The sequence below is a fragment of the Turicibacter sp. H121 genome, from assembly GCF_001543345.1.
In the GTDB taxonomy this organism is placed as follows: Bacteria; Bacillota_I; Bacilli_A; order MOL361; family Turicibacteraceae; genus Turicibacter; species Turicibacter bilis.
In genome coordinates, this window is sequence record NZ_CP013476.1 from 1378689 (window position 1) to 1397780 (window position 19092).

A 19092-nucleotide genomic window follows, 5' to 3' on the forward strand; every position below is an offset into this window, starting at 1 on the left:
TCGTAGAAATGACTCGAATTCGTGAAAGTCACGGTTTGAATTGGCTTTTTCGTTAAAAGATAATGATTTAGTGTATAATAATGACGATATTAGAAAAGGCGCGTGAGAAGATGGAAGTAAATCAAATGAATAGTACGATGTTAGCCTTTGTGGGAGACTCGTACTATGACTTAAAAGTTCGTGAGATGCTTTGTAGACGTGGGATTAATAAACCAAATCGTCTGCATCAATTAGCAGTCAAATATGTTTCTGCTCATGCACAAGCCACGACTTTAGCTTATTTAATAGAACAAAATCTCTTAACAGAGAAGGAATTAGAAGTGGTTAAAAAAGGACGTAATACGAAAAGTCGTTCCGTTCCTAAAAATACGGATGTGTTAACTTATACCCATTCAACAGCGTTTGAAGCGTTAATTGGGTATTTATATTTAACGGAACAAGCACAACGATTAGATGAAATCGTGTCTTATAGTATCGAATTTAAAGATGGGGTGACAAACTAATGGCGAAACCAGTAAAAGGTGCGAAAAAAGATAAAGCATCAAAACGTGATTACAAACAAGCTCCTAAAAAAGAAGGAAAAGCTATTTCTAAAAAAGATAGCAATCGTGAAGTTATTTACGGAAAAAATACGGTGAATGAAGTATTAGAATCAAAACGTAAAGTCTTTGAAGTGATTGTTACTGATGCGGTTGCTCAACATGATGCAGGATTAATGGAATTAGTGGAGAAACAAAACATTTCTTGCAAAGTATTACCTAAGCAAAAGTTTGAGCAAATGGCTAAAGATAAATATGATGTTAAAGGAAATCATCAAGGTGTCTTAGCAATCGTTGAGCCATATGCATACATGCCTTTAAATGATTTAATCAAAAAGGCCACTCAAAAAGAAGAACCCGCGTTCATTCTTATTTTAGATGGTCTTGAGGATCCACATAACTTAGGAGCGATTTTACGTACGGCTGATGCATCAGGTGTAGATGGAATTATTATTCGTAAAGACCGTTCAGTTGGATTAACAAGCACAGTTGCTAAATTATCAACGGGTGCTATTGAGCACGTACCAGTGGCTTGTGTGGCTAACTTAACAGTAGCAATTAACCAGTTAAAGGAAGCGGGACTTTGGATTGCTGGAACTGATGCGAGTGAAGCACAAGATTACCGCACACTAGATGCTAGTTTACCGTTAGGTTTAGTCATCGGGAGTGAAGGAAAAGGAATGAGTCGTTTAGTACGTGAAGCGTGTGATTTCAAAGTTTATCTTCCAATGCGTGGTCACGTTACTTCGTTAAATGCATCAGTGGCAGCTGCCTTATTAATGTACGAAATTTATAATAAACGCAATCCTATTAAATAGTGTCTTAGGAGGAATACGGTGAAGGTTGAATATAATGATTATGAGTTGGTATACTTAGTTCGTGAACAAAATGAAGCAGCTTTAGATATCCTCATCCAGAAATATTCGCCGCTAATTGGAAAAATCGCCTCTTCTTATTATGGAGTTGGATTCGATTACGAGGACTTTTTTCAAGAAGGACGAATGGCATTTATCAAATCGATTTATACATTTGATGAAACATCCATTGCTAGTTTTTATTCTTATTCGATGACATGTGTACGAAATGCGATTACGACTGCATATCGTAAAGCTAAACGAAGCGCTGGTTTAGATTTGTTAACTGATTATAGTGATCCGGTTTTACCAATAGCTTCTGAGGCACAAGTCTATTATTATTTAGATAGAGACCATAACACCTTGAATGAACGTCTACTTCTCGAATTTGCTTTAAGAGAAAAGGGGATTTTATCTGAATTTGAAAAAACGTGTTTGAAATACTATTTATTAGATAATAATTATATTGAGATAGCAACGATTCTGAGTGTGCCCCCTAAAAAAGTAGATAATGCTTTGAGTCGATGCAAAAGTAAGTTAAAGAATTTAAATAAAATAAACTCATCTTCTGGGCAATGTTGCTAGCTTTATTGACAATGATGGTTGTTTTTGATAGAGTAGATGAAGTTAAGATATAAAAATTGTGAGGTCAAATAATGCGCACAAAAGTAATTTTAGCTTGTGACGAATGTTTAAGTCGCAACTATTCAACGGTTAAAAATAAACAAACACACAGCGAGCGTCTTGTAGTTAAAAAATTCTGCAAGCGTTGTGGAAAACATACAATGCATAAGGAAACAAAATAAGAATAGTATAGGGGGCTACATGATGAGTCAGGTAAAAGGGTTTTTTAAAGGTGTGTCTGCTGAATTAAAGAAGATTGCTTGGCCAACAGAAAAAGAGATGAAAACATATACATTACAAGTGTTAATCTTCGTAGTTGTATTATCAATCTTCTTCTTTGCTGTTGACTTAGTGATTTCCCAAGTAATGAGTTTACTAGGGTAGGAGGTCATGATAGTGGAAAAACGTTGGTATGTTGTTCAAACGTATGCTGGTTATGAAAATAAAGTAATGACTAACTTATTAAAACGTATTGAAACAATGAATATGCAAGACAAAATCTTCCGAGTATTGATTCCGGAAGAAAAAGAAGTAACAATCAAAGACGGTGTACGTAAAGAAAAGTTAAAGAAAACTTTCCCTGGTTACGTCTTAGTAGAAATGATCGATACAGATGATTCTTGGTACATGGTTCGTAATACACCAGGTGTAACTGGATTCTTAGGATCAAGTGGTAAAGGAACTCGTCCAGTTCCGCTTCCAACAGAAGAAATTATGCCAATTCTTAAGAAGATGGGTGTTACAAGTGTCGAAGTATCATTAGATATCGAAGTTGGACAACAAGTATTAGTTGCAGCTGGTCCATTCTCAGGACAAGTTGGAAAAATCGAATCAATCGACAAAGAACATGGTAAAGTTAGTGTGTTAGTGGATTTATTTGGACGCGAAACACCAGTCGAATTAGATTTCGGACAAATTTGTGAAGTCGAATAAAAAAAAATCTTGCCTAATATAAAAAAAGGTGATAAACTATCGTAGTTGATATGAGATTCATATCAAGTGGGAGGGTGAAACACCCAAATAACCACATCACGGACTTAGAGGAGGTGTGTCGCGTGGCAAAAGCAGTAAAAAGTATTGTTAAATTACAAATTCCTGCAGGAAAAGCAAATCCAGCTCCACCAGTAGGTCCAGCATTAGGACAAGCAGGTGCGAACATTCAAGGATTCTGTCAAGAATTCAATGAACGTACACGTGAACAAATGGGAAGTATTATCCCAGTAGTAATCACAGTTTATGAAGATCGTTCATTTACATTCATTACAAAAACTCCACCAGCATCAGACTTATTAAAGAAAGCTGCTGGAATTCAAAGTGGATCATCTTTACCTCACAAGGAAAAAGTTGCTACTTTAACTAAAGATCAAATTCGTGCTATCGCTGAGCAAAAAATGCCAGACTTAAACGCGAATACAGTAGAAGCTGCAATGCGTATTATTGAAGGTTCTGCAAGACAAATGGGAATCGTTGTAGAAGACTAATCTACCGTTTTAGGTTGTAGATTACAACCTAAATCTGTGGGAGGAGATTCCGTTAACCACAATTTAGGAGGTACTTAGAATGGCTAAAAAAGGTAAAAAATTCATCGAAGCCAAAAAATTAGTTGATTCTACTACTTTATACTCTGTAGAAGAAGCTGTGGAATTAGTTAAGAAAACTAATGTTGCTAAATTTGATGCAACTGTAGATGTAGCTTTCCGTTTAGGAGTTGACCCACGTAAAGCGGATCAACAAATTCGTGGAGCTATGGTATTACCTCACGGAACTGGGAAAGTTCGTTCAGTATTAGTATTCGCTAAAGGTGAAAAAGCTAAAGAAGCTGAAGCGGCTGGAGCAGATTTCGTAGGAGATAGCGATATGATCAACAAAATCCAACAAGGTTGGATGGAGTTCGATGTAGTTGTAGCTACTCCAGATATGATGGCTGAAGTTGGTAAATTAGGACGCGTTTTAGGACCACGTGGTTTAATGCCAAACCCTAAAACTGGTACTGTAACAATGGATGTTACTAAAGCTGTTAATGAAATCAAAGCTGGTAAAGTAGAATACCGCGTTGATAAAGCTGGTAACGTACATGTTCCAATCGGAAAAGTATCTTTCGAAGACCAAAAATTAGTTGAAAACTTCAAAGCTATCTTCGATACTATTTTAAAAGCTAAACCATCTGCAGCTAAAGGAACTTACGTGAAAAACATCGCTGTTTCTTCAACTATGGGACCTGGTATCAAAGTTGCATCTGAATCATTAGAAAAATAATTTTTCTTATTGATAATTGAATAGAATTACCGTAGACAGTAGGGGCCTTTGGCTTAATGATCCTACCGAGGTTTTGGATATATATATATATTATTTATTTTCATGCCTTAGTTACACCCTTCTGTCCACATTTTAGTGGGTAAAAGGGTTTTTCTACGGACTTAGACGAACATAGGAGGTGTGAATAATGAGCGCTACTGCAATCGAAATGAAATCTCAATTAGTTGCTGAGTATGCAGCGCAATTCAAAGAATCAGCTTCTTTAGTAGTTGTTGATTACCGCGGATTAACTGTTGCTGAAGTAACTGAATTACGTCAACAATTACGTGCTGAAGGTGTTGAATTTAAAGTATTAAAAAACAATATCTCTCGTCGTGCTGTGACTGAAGCTGGATTCGAAGGTTTAGGTGAAGCATTCGTTGGTCCAACTGCTGTTGCATTCTCTAAAGAAGACGTTGTTGCACCTGCACGCGTATTATACAACTTCGCTAAAGAACACCAAGCTTTAGAATTAAAAGCTGGTTTAATCGAAGGATCTGTTGCTTCATTAGAGCAAGTTATGGAATTAGCTAAATTACCAAACCGCGAAGGTTTATTATCTATGTTACTTTCTGTATTACAAGCTCCAATGCGCAATATGGCATGTGTTGTTAAAGCTGTTTCTGAACAAAAAGAAGCTGGTGTTGAAGCACCTGTAGCTGAGGCTGCTGCTGAAACAACTGAAGTGGCTGAAGAAGCTGCTGCTGAATAATTTTTGAAATTTAAACAATTAACCTAAAAGGGAAAAATCCCTAATTTGAAGGAGGAAAATAAAATGGCAAAATTAACTGCTGCTGAAATGATCGAAGCGATCAAAGAAATGTCAGTTTTAGAATTAAACGAATTAGTTAAAGCTATCGAAGAAGAATTTGGTGTAACTGCTGCTGCTCCTGTAGCTGTTGTTGGTGGAGCTGAAGCTGCTGCTGGACCATCTGAAGTAGATGTAATCTTAACAAACGCTGGAGCTAAAAAAATCGGTGTTATCAAAGTAGTTCGTGAAATCACTGGATTAGGATTAAAAGAAGCTAAAGAATTAGTAGACGGAACTCCTGCTCCAATCAAAGAAAAAGTTTCTCCAGAAGAAGCTGAAGAATTAAAAGCTAAATTAGAAGAAGCTGGAGCTACTGTTGAAGTTAAATAATTAACTTTAATATAAGTTTCGCTGAAATATAAATAAAAACCTGAGTGTGTTTATCGCCTCAGGTTTTTATTTCATAAACATATAATGTAATAATTTACTTTAACATGGCAATAATAGAGCATGTAAAAATGTTCATATTCTCTAATTTTTAGGTAAAATCAAAAGGGGTTGTGATCATGCATTATTATACTAACAATGTTAATGCTCGTTCGGACGAAAAGGACTTTGCTTACACACTTAGAGGGCATAAACTCAAATTCACAACAGATATTGGGGTCTTTTCGAAGAGAGATGTTGACTTTGGTTCTAGACTTTTAGTAGAAAGCTTTACTGTTCCAGAAGTAGATGGGAATATTTTAGATGTTGGCTGTGGTTACGGACCTATCGGTTTGAGTTTAGCTAAAAGTTATGTAAATCGAAATATTCATATGGTAGATGTCAATCAACGAGCGTTAGAACTATCAAAAAAGAATGCACAAGATAATGGGATTTTAAATGCAACTATGTATGAAAGCTTCTGCTATGATGGTGTAGAAGGTGAATTCGCGGCTATTTTATCGAATCCTCCAATCCGTGCAGGGAAAAAAGTTGTTCACGCCATTATTGAAGAAGCTAAAGAATATTTGGTTGAGAATGGTGAACTTTGGATAGTGATACAGAAAAAACAAGGCGCTCCATCTGCTAAAGCGAAAATGGAAGAAGTCTATGGGAATTGTGAAGTTGTCGACAAAGATAAAGGATATTTTATATTAAAGTCTATCAGACGTTGACACTATTGAAAAAATTTGATATTATTATAAAATGCCTAATACTGCTTGTATTTTACATGTGCTAAGTCAAATACATTAGGTGTTGAATAAAAAAAACAACAAAAGTTTACATAAACAAACAAAGAGGTGAAACGCGTGGCAGGGAAAATTGTTCAATATGGTAAAAAGAGACAACGTCGTAATTACTCAAGAATTGATGTTGCACTCGAACTCCCTAACTTAATTGAAATTCAAACTGCTTCTTATCAGTGGTTCCTTGATGAAGGTATTAGTGAAATGTTCAAAGACATTTCTCCAATTGAAGACAATAACGGTAATTTAGCGCTTGAATTCGTTGGATATAGCTTAGGAGAACCAAAATATTCTGTTTTAGAAGCTAAAGAACGCGATGCTAACTATGCTGCCCCTTTACGTGTTAAGGTTCGTTTACACATTAAAGACGAAGAAACACACGCAATTAAGGAAGTGAAGGAAAGCGAAGTATACATGGGGGACTTCCCTTTAATGACCCCAACAGGAACATTTGTTATCAATGGTTCTGAACGTGTAATCGTATCACAATTAGTCCGTTCATCAGGTGTTTACTACAATAAAGAGACTGATAAAAAGAGCGGTAAAGAAAAATATGCTGCACAAGTAATTCCTAACCGTGGTGCATGGTTAGAGTATGAACTTGATGCAAAAGACATTGTTTATGTTCGTGTCGATAGAACGCGTAAAATTCCAATTACAGTTTTATTACGTGCATTAGGACTTTCAACAAAAGAACAAATCATCGAAATGTTTGGTGAAAATCAGTATATCTTAAATACGTTAGAAAAAGACCAAACTGTTAACTCTGATGAAGCATTAATGGAAATCTTCCAAAAACTTCGTCAAGGTGAGCATGCTACGATCGATGGTGCTCGAACTTTATTCGTTTCTCGTTTCTTTGATCCTAAACGATACGACTTAGCTCATGTTGGACGTTATAAATTCAACAAAAAATTAAGTGCACAAGAACGTTTATTAAATCAAAAATTAGCTAGCGATATCTTTGATTCAGAGACAGGTGAAGTACTAGTAGAAGAAGGTACAGTAATTACTCGTCGTATCTTTGAAGAAGTATTAGCTGATAAAATTGATCGTTTAAATATTAAAAAAGTCGAATTAGTGAATCCTTTAGAAGAAACACAAACTTATGTTCAAGAATTCGAAGTTTATTCACCACGAGTAAATGAAGGGGATCAAGTTGTAAAAATTATCGGAAATGTAGAAGATGAGTGTAAACACATTACTACTTCAGATATCTTTGCATCTGTAAGTTACTTCTTCAATTTATTAGATTCAGTAGGTTACTTAGATGATATCGATCACTTAGGAAACCGTCGTTTGCGTCTAGTAGGTGAATTATTACAAAACCAATTCCGTATCGGGTTATCTCGTATGGAGCGTGTTGTTAAAGAAAGAATGTCAATTCAAGAAAGTGAAGGAATCACACCTTCAAGCTTAATTAACATTCGTCCTGTAACAGCTGCAATTAAAGAGTTCTTCGGTAGCTCACAGTTATCACAATTCATGGATCAAACTAACCCATTATCAGAGTTAACGCACAAACGTCGTTTATCTGCTTTAGGGCCAGGTGGTTTAACACGTGAACGTGCTGGAATGGAAGTACGTGACGTTCACTACTCTCATTACGGTCGTATGTGTCCTATCGAAACGCCTGAGGGACCAAACATCGGGTTAATCAACTCTTTATCATCTTATGCAAAAGTTAACGAATTTGGATTTATTGAGACTCCATATCGTAAAGTTATCCCAGTTATTGATGAAGCAACTGGAGAAACAAAAATGCAAGTAACCGGAGAAATCCGTTATTTAACTGCTGACGAAGAAGATCGTTATGTAGTAGCACAAGCTGGATTAGATTTAGATGCAAATGATTGCTTACCTGAAAAAGTAATTGTTCGTCATCGTGGTGAAAACTTAATCGTTCCTGCTGAACGTGTTGACTTCGTGGACGTATCACCAAAACAGATTGTATCTGTTGCCACAGCATGTATCCCGTTCTTAGAGCACGATGATGCCAACCGTGCGTTAATGGGAGCCAACATGCAACGTCAGGCCATTCCTTTATTAATTCCTGAAGCACCATTCGTTGGTACAGGTATGGAATATGTAGCGGCAAAAGACTCAGGGCAAGCAGTAGTTGCTCACAACAGCGGAACAGTAGAATACGTTGATTCAAAACAAATCCGTGTTCGTCGTGATGCTGATGGAGGATTAGATCGTTATCCATTAATTAAGTTTGTTCGTTCAAACTCAAGTACTGTATTAAACCAACGTCCAATCGTTCGCCTAGGTGATCATATTAATGCTGGTGAAGTATTAGCAGATAGTTCATCAATGGAAAGCGGAGAATTAGCTTTAGGACGTAACGTCGTTGTAGCATTCATGACATGGAACGGATATAACTATGAGGATGCCATCATCATGAGTGAACGCTTAGTAAAAGATGATGTGTATACATCAATTCACATTGAAGAATATGAATTAGAAGCTCGTGACACTAAGTTAGGGCCAGAAGAAATTACACGTGATATCCCAGGTGTTGGGGAAGACGCTCTTAAAAACTTAGATGAGCGTGGAATTATCCGTATCGGTGCTGAAGTTAAAGAAGATGACATCTTAGTAGGTAAAGTAACTGCTAAAGGTCAGACTGAATTAACTGCAGAAGAACGTTTATTACATGCTATCTTCGGTGAGAAAGCACGTGAAGTTCGTGATACATCATTACGTGTACCACACGGTGGAGACGGAATTGTACATGACGTTAAATACTTCTCTCGTCGTAACGGTGATGACTTATCACCAGGTGTAAACGAAGTAATTCGTATTTACATTGTTCAAAAACGTAAAATCTCTGAGGGAGATAAAATGGCCGGACGCCATGGTAATAAAGGGGTTATCTCTAAAATCTTACCTCAAGAAGATATGCCATATATGCCAGATGGAACACCAGTGGATATCATGTTAAACCCATTAGGGGTACCATCACGTATGAACATCGGTCAGATCTTAGAAATTCACTTAGGTATGGCTGCTAAAAAATTAGGAATTCACGTTGCAACTCCAGTATTCGATGGTGTTAAAACTGAAGACTTAGAAGCAATCATCGCAGAAGCTGGTATGGACCCAGATGCGAAGACTGTATTATATGATGGACGTACAGGTGAAAAATTCGATAACCGAATTTCAGTTGGGGTTATGTATATGATCAAACTTGCCCACATGGTTGATGATAAATTACATGCCCGTTCAATTGGACCTTACTCATTAGTAACTCAACAGCCGCTTGGAGGTAAAGCTCAATTCGGTGGACAACGTTTCGGTGAGATGGAGGTATGGGCACTTGAAGCATACGGTGCGGCATACACATTACAAGAAATCTTAACAGTTAAGTCAGATGATATCACAGGACGTGTTAAAACATACGAAGCTATCGTACGTGGAGAAAATGTTCCTGAACCAGGTATCCCTGAATCATTCCGAGTATTAGTTAAAGAGTTACAATCATTAGGTATGGATGTTAAAATCTTATCTGATGACAAAGATGAAATTGAAATCCGCGATCTTGAGAATGTAAAAACTCATCAAATCGTTGTTCCAGAAACAGTTGAAGAATAATTAGACGCAAGGAGGGAATCGCCTTGGTAGATGTTAACAAGTTTAAGTATATGAAGATCGGTTTAGCATCTTCAGATACAATCCGTAAATGGTCTTATGGTGAAGTTAAAAAATCTGAGACAATCAACTATCGTACATTAAAACCTGAAAAAGATGGATTATTCTGTGAGCGTATCTTCGGTCCACAAAAAGACTGTGAGTGTGCTTGTGGTAAATATAAACGTATTCGCCACGAAGGGATCGTTTGTGATCGCTGTGGTGTAGAAGTAACAGTAGCAAAAGTTCGTCGTGAACGTATGGGTCACATCGAACTTGCTGCACCTGTTGCACATATTTGGTATGTAAAAGGTATTCCAAGCCGCATGGGACTATTATTAAATATGTCTCCTCGTGAGCTTGAAGAAGTTATCTACTTTGTAAACTATGTTGTAATTGACCCAGGTAAAACTGATTTAATTAAACAAAAAGTATTAACTGAAAAAGAATATCGTGAAGCATATGAAAAATGGGGGAATGCATTCCAAGTAGGTATGGGTGCTGAAGCCATTAAAAAGTTATTAGAATCATTAGATTTAGATAAATTAGCGAAAGAATTACGTTCTGAATTAAAAATTGCACAAGGTCAAAAACGTGGGAAAGTTATCAAACGTTTAGAAGTTGTGGAATCATTCCGTAATTCAGGAAACCGTCCTGATTGGATGATCTTAGACGTATTACCGGTAATTCCACCAGAATTACGTCCAATGGTTCAATTAGATGGTGGACGTTTTGCAACATCTGACTTAAATGATTTATATCGTCGTGTTATTAACCGTAATAACCGTTTAATTCGTTATTTAGAAATCGGTGCGCCTAATATTATCATAAACAATGAGAAACGTATGATTCAAGAAGCAGTAGATGCTTTAATTGATAATGGTCGTCGCGGACGTCCAGTTACTGGCCCAGGAAACCGTCCATTAAAATCACTTTCTCACATGTTAAAAGGTAAACAAGGTCGTTTCCGTCAAAACTTATTAGGTAAACGTGTTGACTACTCTGGACGTTCTGTAATCGTAGTAGGACCAGACTTAAAGATGTATCAATGTGGATTACCAAAAGAAATGGCTCTTGAGTTATTCAAACCATTCGTTATGAAAGAATTAGTGGAACGTGATTTAGCACAAAATATTAAGAGTGCTAAGAAAATGATTGAGCGCATGGATGATGCATTATGGGACGTTGTAGAAGACGTAATTCGTGAGCATCCAGTATTATTAAACCGTGCCCCAACATTACACCGTTTAGGTATCCAAGCGTTCGAACCTAAAATTGTAGAAGGACGCGCAATTCGTCTTCACCCTCTTGTAACGACAGCATTTAATGCCGACTTCGATGGTGACCAGATGGCGGTTCACGTTCCTTTATCTCAAGAAGCACAAGCTGAAGCTCGTTTATTAATGCTTGCTGCAAATAACATCTTAAACCCGAAAGATGGTAAACCAGTCGTTACTCCATCTCAGGATATGGTATTAGGAAACTACTACTTAACGATGGAAGAAGCAGGAGCAATTGGTGAAGGTAATATCTATAAAGATACAAATGAGTTAATGATGGCTTATGCAAACGGATATGTAACATTACACTCTCGTATTGCATTAGATGCTAAAGCATTAAATAACATGACTTTCACTGAAGAGCAAAATAGCAAATATATCATCACAACTTTAGGAAAAGTTATCTTCAATGGTATTTTACCTAAAACATTCCCTTACTTAAATGAGCCAACAATGACGAACTTACAAGGTGCTACACCAACTAAGTACTTCGTTGAAAAGGGAACAGATATTAAAGCACACTTAGCGGATGTTAAAATTGTTTCTCCATTCAAGAAAAAATTCTTAGGGGATATCATTTCTGAAGTATTCCGTATTTATAAAACAACTGAAACATCACGTATGTTAGACCGCTTAAAAGACTTAGGATTTAAGTATTCTACTGTTGCCGGAATTTCTGTAGGGGTTGCTGACGTAGTCGTATCTTCTAAGAAAAAAGATTTATTAAAACAAGGTGACGATAAAGTTGCTCAAATTCAAGAGTTCTATAACCGTGGTTTATTAACTGATGATGAACGTTATCGTTTAGTTATTGATGTTTGGGCGAAAGTAAAAGATGAAATTCAACATGTATTAATGAATGAGTTACCTGCTGATAACCACATTTACATGATGAGTGATTCTGGAGCCCGTGGTAACGCATCGAACTTTACGCAGTTAGCCGGTATGCGTGGATTAATGGCCAACCCATCTGGTAAAACAATCGAGTTACCAATCAAATCTTCATTCCGTGAAGGTTTAACAGTAACTGAGTTCTTCATCTCTACCCATGGTGCTCGTAAAGGGTTAGCGGATACAGCCTTAAAAACAGCCGATTCAGGTTACTTAACTCGTCGTTTAGTAGACGTAGCACAAGATGTGATCGTTCGTGAAGATGACTGTGGTACAGATAAAGGACAATATATCACTGAATTAAAACAACGTGGTCAAACAGTGGAAACATTATTTGATCGTATCGTTGGACGTTATACAGCAAAACCTATCTATCATCCGGTAACGAAAGAAAAGATTGCAGAACGCAATGTATATATTACAGATGAATTAGGTAAAGCTATCATCGATGCTGGTATTGAAGGAGTAGATATCCGTACTATTTACTCATGTAATGCTCAAAAAGGTGTATGTAAAAAATGTTATGGTCAAAACTTAGCAACTGGTAAAGAGGTTGAAGTTGGGGAAGCTGTTGGTATCATGGCTGCTCAATCAATCGGTGAGCCAGGTACTCAGTTAACGATGCGTACATTCCATACAGGTGGGGTAGCCGGAGCCGATATTACACAAGGTTTACCTCGTATCCAAGAGTTATTCGAAGCGCGTAATCCAAAAGGACGTGCAATCATTGCTGAAATCGATGGTGTAATTACTACAATTAAGGCAAATACTAAAAACCGTTATGAAATTACATTAACAAATAAATTAGAAAGCCGTAACTACTTATTACCTTACGGGGTACAACCATTAGTAGCTGAAGGTGATGAAGTATTAGCTGGAGACATGTTAACTGAAGGGTCAATCGATCCTAAAGAATTATTACGTGTTAAAGATGTTGCCGCTGTACAAGCATACATCTTAAAAGAAGTGCAAAATGTATACCGTGCACAAGGGGTAGAATTATCAGATAAGCATATTGAGATCATGGTTCATCAAATGATGAAAAAAGTTAAAGTTATCGACGGTGGAGATACTGACATTTTACCAGGATCATTAATTGATATGACTCATTATACGCGTGTAAATGCTGCTGCAATCATGCGTGGGAAACGCCCTGCAGTAGGTATTCCAACAATCTTAGGTATCACAAAAGCATCTCTTGAAACAGAATCATTCTTATCTGCTGCATCATTCCAGGAAACAACTCGCGTTCTTACAGATGCTGCAATCAAAGGTAAAGTGGATGAATTAATCGGATTAAAAGAAAATGTTATCATTGGTAAGTTAATCCCAGCCGGAACAGGTGTTTTAAGAGAAGATCATATTCAACCGGTACATAAGATTGAAGATGAAGTTGAAGAGGATATTTTACCATTCGATTTAACTTCAGATTCAAAAGTATCAAATGATTTAGTAAATCTTTCATTAGAAGACGATTTAGATGAATTAGATATCGAATTAGATTTCGATGAAACTGATTTTTTAGACGCTGAAGATGAATAAGATATCAAAAAAAGCCAATAATACTGTTGAAAAATATTAAAAACTTTTTTGAACTGTTGACATTATTCTAAAAAAATGTTAGATTAATAAAGGCTTTTAAAAAAACAAAGTGAGTTTTGCTTTCGGGCAAAGCTTACTTTTTCTAACTAAAATGAACCACCTGGATAAGTGGACTAAGTTTATGAGAGGAGGACTAATATGCCAACTATTAACCAATTAGTTCGTAAAGGACGTCAAAGTAAAGAAACAAAATCTAAATCTCGTCATTTAAATGTAGGGTACAATAGTTTAAAGAAAGAACAAACTAACTTATACTCTCCACAAAAACGTGGGGTATGTACTCGTGTTGCTACAATGACACCTAAAAAACCAAACTCGGCTTTACGTAAATATGCCCGTGTACGTTTAACAAATGGTTTAGAAGTAACAGCATACATTCCTGGTATTGGACACAAATTACAAGAGCACAGCGTTGTTTTAATTCGCGGTGGACGTGTAAAAGACTTACCAGGGGTACGTTATCATATCGTTCGTGGTACTTTAGATGCTACAGGTGTAGATGGACGTATGCAAGGTCGTTCTAAATACGGAACAAAAAAACCAAAAGCAGCTAAAAAATAATCTAACTTTTTTCGATAAAATGGAAGGGAGGCTAAATTATGCCACGTAAAGGACATGTAGCAAAACGCGACGTTTTGCCAGATCCAATTTATAACTCTAAATTAGTATCTCGTTTAATCAACAACATCATGCAAGATGGTAAAAAAGGTACTGCACAAACTATTTTATATAATGCATTCGATATCATTGCTGAGAAAACTGGTCGTGAACCAATGGAAGTATTCGAAGAAGCTATCGAAAACATCATGCCTGTATTAGAGGTTAAAGCTCGCCGTATCGGTGGGGCAAACTACCAAGTACCAGTAGAGGTTCGTCCTGAGCGCCGAATCACTTTAGGATTACGCTGGTTAGTTCAATACTCTCGCTCTCGCGGAGAAAAAACTATGGAGCAACGCTTAGCTAACGAAATTATCGATGCAGCTAACAACACAGGTGCATCTGTTAAGAAACGTGAGGATACTCACAAAATGGCTGAAGCTAACAAAGCATTCGCTCATTACCGTTGGTAATATTTTAAATAACTTTAGGATTACTGGATTTCTAGTAATCCTAAAAGTTTAGTATTTCACTATGAGAGGAGTAACGGAACATGGCAAGAGAATTCTCTTTAAATCACACTCGTAACATCGGTATCATGGCACACATCGATGCTGGTAAAACGACAACTACAGAACGTATCTTATACTACACTGGTCGTATCCACAAAATCGGAGAAACTCACGATGGTGCTTCTCAAATGGACTGGATGGCTCAAGAGCAAGAGCGTGGTATCACAATCACTTCAGCTGCAACAACAGCTGCTTGGAATGGTCACCGTGTAAACATCATCGATACACCAGGTCACGTAGACTTCACAGTAGAAGTTGAACGTTCATTACGTGTATTAGATGGTGCAGTAGCAGTATTAGATGCGCAATCAGGAGTTGAGCCTCAAACTGAAACAGTTTGGCGCCAAGCTACTACTTACGGAGTTCCACGTATTGTATTCGTAAATAAAATGGATAAAACAGGTGCAGATTTCTTATACTCTGTAAAAACATTACATGATCGTTTAGGAGCTAACGCTCTTCCAATTCAATTACCAATCGGTGCTGAAGATGATTTCGAAGGTATCATTGACTTAGTTGAAATGAAACAATACATGTATACAAATGACTTAGGAACTGACATCCAAGTTGGAGAAATCGATGCAGCTCACTTAGAAGATGCAGAAATGTATCGTGATCAATTAATCGAAGCAGTATCTAACTTAGATGAAGAGTTAATGATGAAATACTTAGAAGGTGAAGAAATTTCAATCGAAGAATTAAAAACTGCGATCCGTCGTGCTACAATCAACGTTGAATTATTCCCAGTATTATGTGGATCAGCCTTCAAAAACAAAGGTGTTCAGTTAATGTTAGATGCTGTAATTGACTACTTACCAGCTCCAACTGATATTCCTGCAATCAAAGGAACATTAGAAGATGGAACTGAAGTTGAGCGTCATGCTTCTGATGAAGAACCATTCGCAGCATTAGCATTCAAAGTTATGACTGACCCATTCGTAGGTAAGTTAACATTCTTCCGTGTTTACTCAGGAACAATCCAATCAGGAACTTACGTATTAAACTCAACTAAAGGTAAACGTGAGCGTGTTGGACGTTTATTACAAATGCACGCTAACAGCCGTCAAGAAATCTCTGAAGTATACGCAGGAGATATCGCTGCAGCTGTAGGTTTAAAAGATACTACAACAGGAGATACTTTATGTGATCCAGATCACGAAGTTATCTTAGAATCAATGGTATTCCCTGAACCAGTTATCTCTTTATCAGTTGAGCCAAAATCAAAAGCAGACCAAGATAAAATGGGTATCGCTTTACAAAAATTAGCTGAAGAGGATCCAACTTTCCGTACTCATACAGACGAAGAAACTGGTGAAACTATCATCTCAGGTATGGGTGAGTTACACTTAGACATCATCGTTGACCGTATGCGTCGTGAATTCAAAGTTGAAGCTAACATTGGTGCTCCTCAAGTAGCTTACCGTGAAACATTCACTCAAGCTGCAGACGTTGAAGGTAAATTCGTACGTCAGTCTGGTGGACGTGGACAATACGGACACGTATGGATCAAATTTGAACCACAAGAACCAGGTGCTGGATACGAGTTCGTGGACGCTGTAGTTGGTGGGGTTGTACCTCGTGAATACATCGGATCTGTAGATGCAGGATTAAAAGATGCATTACAAAATGGACAATTATCAGGATTCCCTGTAGTTGACGTTAAAGCTACATTATTCGATGGTTCTTACCATGATGTCGATTCAAGTGAGATGGCATACAAAATCGCAGCTTCTATGGCATTAAAAAATGCTTATGACAAATGTAAACCAGTTCTTTTAGAACCAGTTATGAAAGTAGAAGTTGTTATCCCAGATGAGTACTTAGGAGACGTAATGGGAGATATCACTTCACGTCGTGGACGCTTAGACGGAATGGAAGCTCGTGGTAACGCGCAAGTTATCCGTGCATATGTTCCATTATCTGAAATGTTCGGATATGCAACTGCATTACGTTCTAACACACAAGGACGCGGAAACTACTCAATGGAAATGGATCACTATGAGCAAGTTCCAAAATCAATCGCTGATGAAGTCATCAAAAAACATCGTGGATAATCGTTGTTAATTGATGTGTTCATATATCCGCTGCTAATAAGAATGTAATACTTGCATTCTTATTAGCGGTATTGTAAAATAAAAATGTTGAATACAAAAAATGTAACTTAGAGGAGGATATTAGCATGGCAAAAGCTAAATTCGAACGTACTAAACCGCATGTTAACATCGGTACAATCGGTCACGTTGACCACGGAAAAACTACATTAACAGCTGCTATCACAACTGTATTATCTAAATCAGGTAAAGCAGAAGCTCGCGCTTACGACCAAATCGATGGTGCTCCAGAAGAGCGTGAACGTGGAATCACTATCTCAACTGCACACGTTGAGTACGAAACTGACAACCGTCACTACGCACACGTTGACTGCCCAGGACATGCTGACTACGTTAAAAACATGATCACTGGTGCTGCTCAAATGGACGGTGGTATCTTAGTAGTATCTGCTGCTGATGGACCAATGCCACAAACTCGTGAGCACATCTTATTATCTCGCCAAGTTGGTGTACCTCGTTTAGTTGTTTTCTTAAACAAATGTGACATGGTAGACGACGAAGAATTATTAGAATTAGTTGAAATGGAAGTTCGTGACTTATTATCTGAGTACGATTTCCCAGGTGATGAAGTTCCAGTAATCCACGGATCTGCATTATTAGCATTACAAGGACAACCTGAATGGGAAGCAAAAATCAACGAATTAATGGCTGCTGTAGATGAGTACATCCCAACTCCAGCTCGTCAAACTGATTTACCATTCTTAATGCCAGTAGAGGACGTATTCTCAATCACTGGACGTGGTACTGTAGCAACTGGACGCGTTGAGCGTGGGGTTGTTAAAGTTGGTGACGTTGTTGAAATCATCGGTTACCATGAAACAAAATCAACTACTGTAACAGGTGTTGAAATGTTCCGTAAATTATTAGACCAAGCTGAAGCTGGAGATAACATCGGAGCTTTATTACGTGGTATTTCTCGTGAAGAAATCCAACGTGGACAAGTATTAGCTAAACCAGGATCAGTAAAACCTCATACAAAATTCACTGCTGAGGTTTACGTATTATCTAAAGAAGAAGGTGGACGTCATACTCCATTCTTCGGAAACTACCGTCCTCAATTCTACTTCCGTACAACTGACGTAACTGGAGTTATTCAATTACCAGAAGGTGTAGAAATGGTTATGCCAGGTGACAACGTTGCTATGACTGTAGAATTAATCGCGCCAATCGCTGTTGAAAAAGGAACTAAGTTCTCTATCCGTGAAGGTGGACGTACAGTAGGTGCTGGTTCAGTAGTAGACATCATCGAATAATCGATATTCTAATATTTGAATCTTTTTGTCCTAGAGATATATTCTCTAGGACTTTTTTTATTTTTAAATATATGTTATCCTTGCTCTCTGTAGTGCTTAATAGAATAAAATCATTATATAAGTTAACCATAATAATGTTATTAATATTGTATATGGAAGACATTAGTGGAGTTATAAAAAATATTAATAAGATATAGTTTTAGTATTTTTATGTAGTTGGTTGGTATAATCAATTAACGATAAATAGATTTATTGATATAAAAAATAATTATATATTTAAATTATTCACTCCTGGATTTTAAATGTTTAGGTGTAATGTAAAACAAATTAATTATAAATATACTAAATATGAAGTAATTATTTCCTATTTTGCAATAACGGTTTGTGAACACTAATTGGCAATGAGTTAAACGATTTTCTTATTGCTTCAGTTAATGAGGCTAATATTACAATAGAGGAAGTTAAATATATGTAGAAATAAATAATATATCTATAAGAGTAAAATCAAACTTTATTAGAGAATTTAACAATCTAAAACCTATAGGTTCACTTCTTCTTTAGGGAAAGATTATGATCGTTTTTTATAATTAGTGATGGAGTACATTATTTTTGACTACTATCAGGAGATATGTCTATCACTAAGGAGGGAATAACTCCTATAGATAATGTATTCATCAGAAACAAAGTCATTCTAATGATGCGAGTTTATCAATCATTTTATCTTTAAGAATATAAGACTGAATAGTGTTGTGAGATTTTATGTATTCCTAGAAATACGTATTATTAAGTAAAGTCTTAAATAATACTTAGTATCTCAAAATCCAAAGAAGAGCTATGGCTCCACAATGATTTAGAATA

17 protein-coding genes and 1 other annotated feature are annotated in these 19092 nt (G+C 36.8%); all 17 genes read left to right on the top strand.

What is annotated here, in order from left to right:
- Positions 1-80: 80 nt before the first annotated feature.
- The 17 genes from AT726_RS06605 to tuf all read left to right on the top strand — a co-directional run bounded on the left by AT726_RS06605 (position 81) and on the right by tuf (position 18234).
- Positions 81-503: a Mini-ribonuclease 3 gene (locus AT726_RS06605; RefSeq protein ID WP_237297005.1), complete on the top strand. Its 423-nt coding sequence runs from the start codon at positions 81-83 to the stop codon at positions 501-503.
- A complete protein-coding gene (gene rlmB, locus AT726_RS06610; RefSeq protein ID WP_082417956.1) occupies positions 503-1357 on the top strand; it encodes a 23S rRNA (guanosine(2251)-2'-O)-methyltransferase RlmB in 855 nt (284 codons plus the stop codon). Before AT726_RS06605 ends, rlmB begins: the two co-directional genes overlap by 1 nt.
- Before the next feature lie 18 nt (positions 1358-1375).
- Positions 1376-1978 carry a sigma-70 family RNA polymerase sigma factor gene (locus AT726_RS06615; protein ID WP_055243052.1) on the top strand — a complete coding sequence of 201 codons (603 nt, stop codon included), beginning with the start codon at positions 1376-1378 and terminating at the stop codon, positions 1976-1978.
- A gap of 71 nt (positions 1979-2049) precedes the next feature.
- Positions 2050-2199 carry a 50S ribosomal protein L33 gene (gene rpmG / locus AT726_RS12560; protein WP_081448230.1) on the top strand — a complete coding sequence of 50 codons (150 nt, stop codon included), beginning with the start codon at positions 2050-2052 and terminating at the stop codon, positions 2197-2199.
- Positions 2200-2221: 22 nt separating this feature from the next.
- A complete protein-coding gene (gene secE / locus AT726_RS06620; RefSeq protein ID WP_055243051.1) occupies positions 2222-2401 on the top strand; it encodes a preprotein translocase subunit SecE in 180 nt (59 codons plus the stop codon).
- 12 nt (positions 2402-2413) lie between these two features.
- Entirely contained in the window at positions 2414-2950 is a 537-nt protein-coding gene (gene nusG / locus AT726_RS06625; protein WP_055243049.1) for a transcription termination/antitermination protein NusG, read from the top strand.
- Between the two features lie 122 nt (positions 2951-3072).
- Positions 3073-3498 (top strand): 50S ribosomal protein L11, encoded by a 426-nt coding sequence (rplK, locus tag AT726_RS06630; RefSeq protein WP_055243048.1) that lies wholly within the window; start codon positions 3073-3075, stop codon positions 3496-3498.
- 79 nt (positions 3499-3577) lie between these two features.
- Positions 3578-4273, top strand: coding sequence for a 50S ribosomal protein L1 (rplA, locus tag AT726_RS06635; protein ID WP_055243046.1), 696 nt, complete (start codon positions 3578-3580; stop codon positions 4271-4273).
- 11 nt (positions 4274-4284) lie between these two features.
- Positions 4285-4436 (top strand) — a sequence feature (ribosomal protein L10 leader region).
- A 24-nt stretch (positions 4437-4460) separates the two neighbouring features.
- Positions 4461-5024 (top strand): 50S ribosomal protein L10, encoded by a 564-nt coding sequence (gene rplJ, locus AT726_RS06640; RefSeq protein ID WP_055305253.1) that lies wholly within the window; start codon positions 4461-4463, stop codon positions 5022-5024.
- Between the two features lie 63 nt (positions 5025-5087).
- Entirely contained in the window at positions 5088-5453 is a 366-nt protein-coding gene (gene rplL / locus AT726_RS06645) for a 50S ribosomal protein L7/L12 (RefSeq protein ID WP_055243042.1), read from the top strand.
- Between the two features lie 176 nt (positions 5454-5629).
- Positions 5630-6223 carry a class I SAM-dependent methyltransferase gene (locus tag AT726_RS06650; RefSeq protein ID WP_055275527.1) on the top strand — a complete coding sequence of 198 codons (594 nt, stop codon included), beginning with the start codon at positions 5630-5632 and terminating at the stop codon, positions 6221-6223.
- A gap of 135 nt (positions 6224-6358) precedes the next feature.
- Positions 6359-9892, top strand: a complete 3534-nt coding sequence (gene rpoB / locus AT726_RS06655; RefSeq protein WP_055275528.1) for a DNA-directed RNA polymerase subunit beta — start codon at positions 6359-6361, stop codon at positions 9890-9892.
- Positions 9893-9915: 23 nt separating this feature from the next.
- On the top strand, positions 9916-13641 hold the full coding sequence (gene rpoC, locus AT726_RS06660) for a DNA-directed RNA polymerase subunit beta' (RefSeq protein WP_055243036.1): 3726 nt from the start codon (positions 9916-9918) through the stop codon (positions 13639-13641).
- A 198-nt stretch (positions 13642-13839) separates the two neighbouring features.
- A complete protein-coding gene (gene rpsL / locus AT726_RS06665) occupies positions 13840-14262 on the top strand; it encodes a 30S ribosomal protein S12 (RefSeq protein ID WP_055243034.1) in 423 nt (140 codons plus the stop codon).
- A gap of 38 nt (positions 14263-14300) precedes the next feature.
- Complete coding sequence (gene rpsG, locus AT726_RS06670) at positions 14301-14771, top strand: 30S ribosomal protein S7 (protein WP_006784426.1); 471 nt, start codon at positions 14301-14303, stop codon at positions 14769-14771.
- An 80-nt stretch (positions 14772-14851) separates the two neighbouring features.
- Positions 14852-16924 carry an elongation factor G gene (gene fusA, locus AT726_RS06675; RefSeq protein WP_068759271.1) on the top strand — a complete coding sequence of 691 codons (2073 nt, stop codon included), beginning with the start codon at positions 14852-14854 and terminating at the stop codon, positions 16922-16924.
- A 125-nt stretch (positions 16925-17049) separates the two neighbouring features.
- A complete protein-coding gene (gene tuf / locus AT726_RS06680; protein WP_055275531.1) occupies positions 17050-18234 on the top strand; it encodes an elongation factor Tu in 1185 nt (394 codons plus the stop codon).
- Positions 18235-19092: the final 858 nt, after the last annotated feature.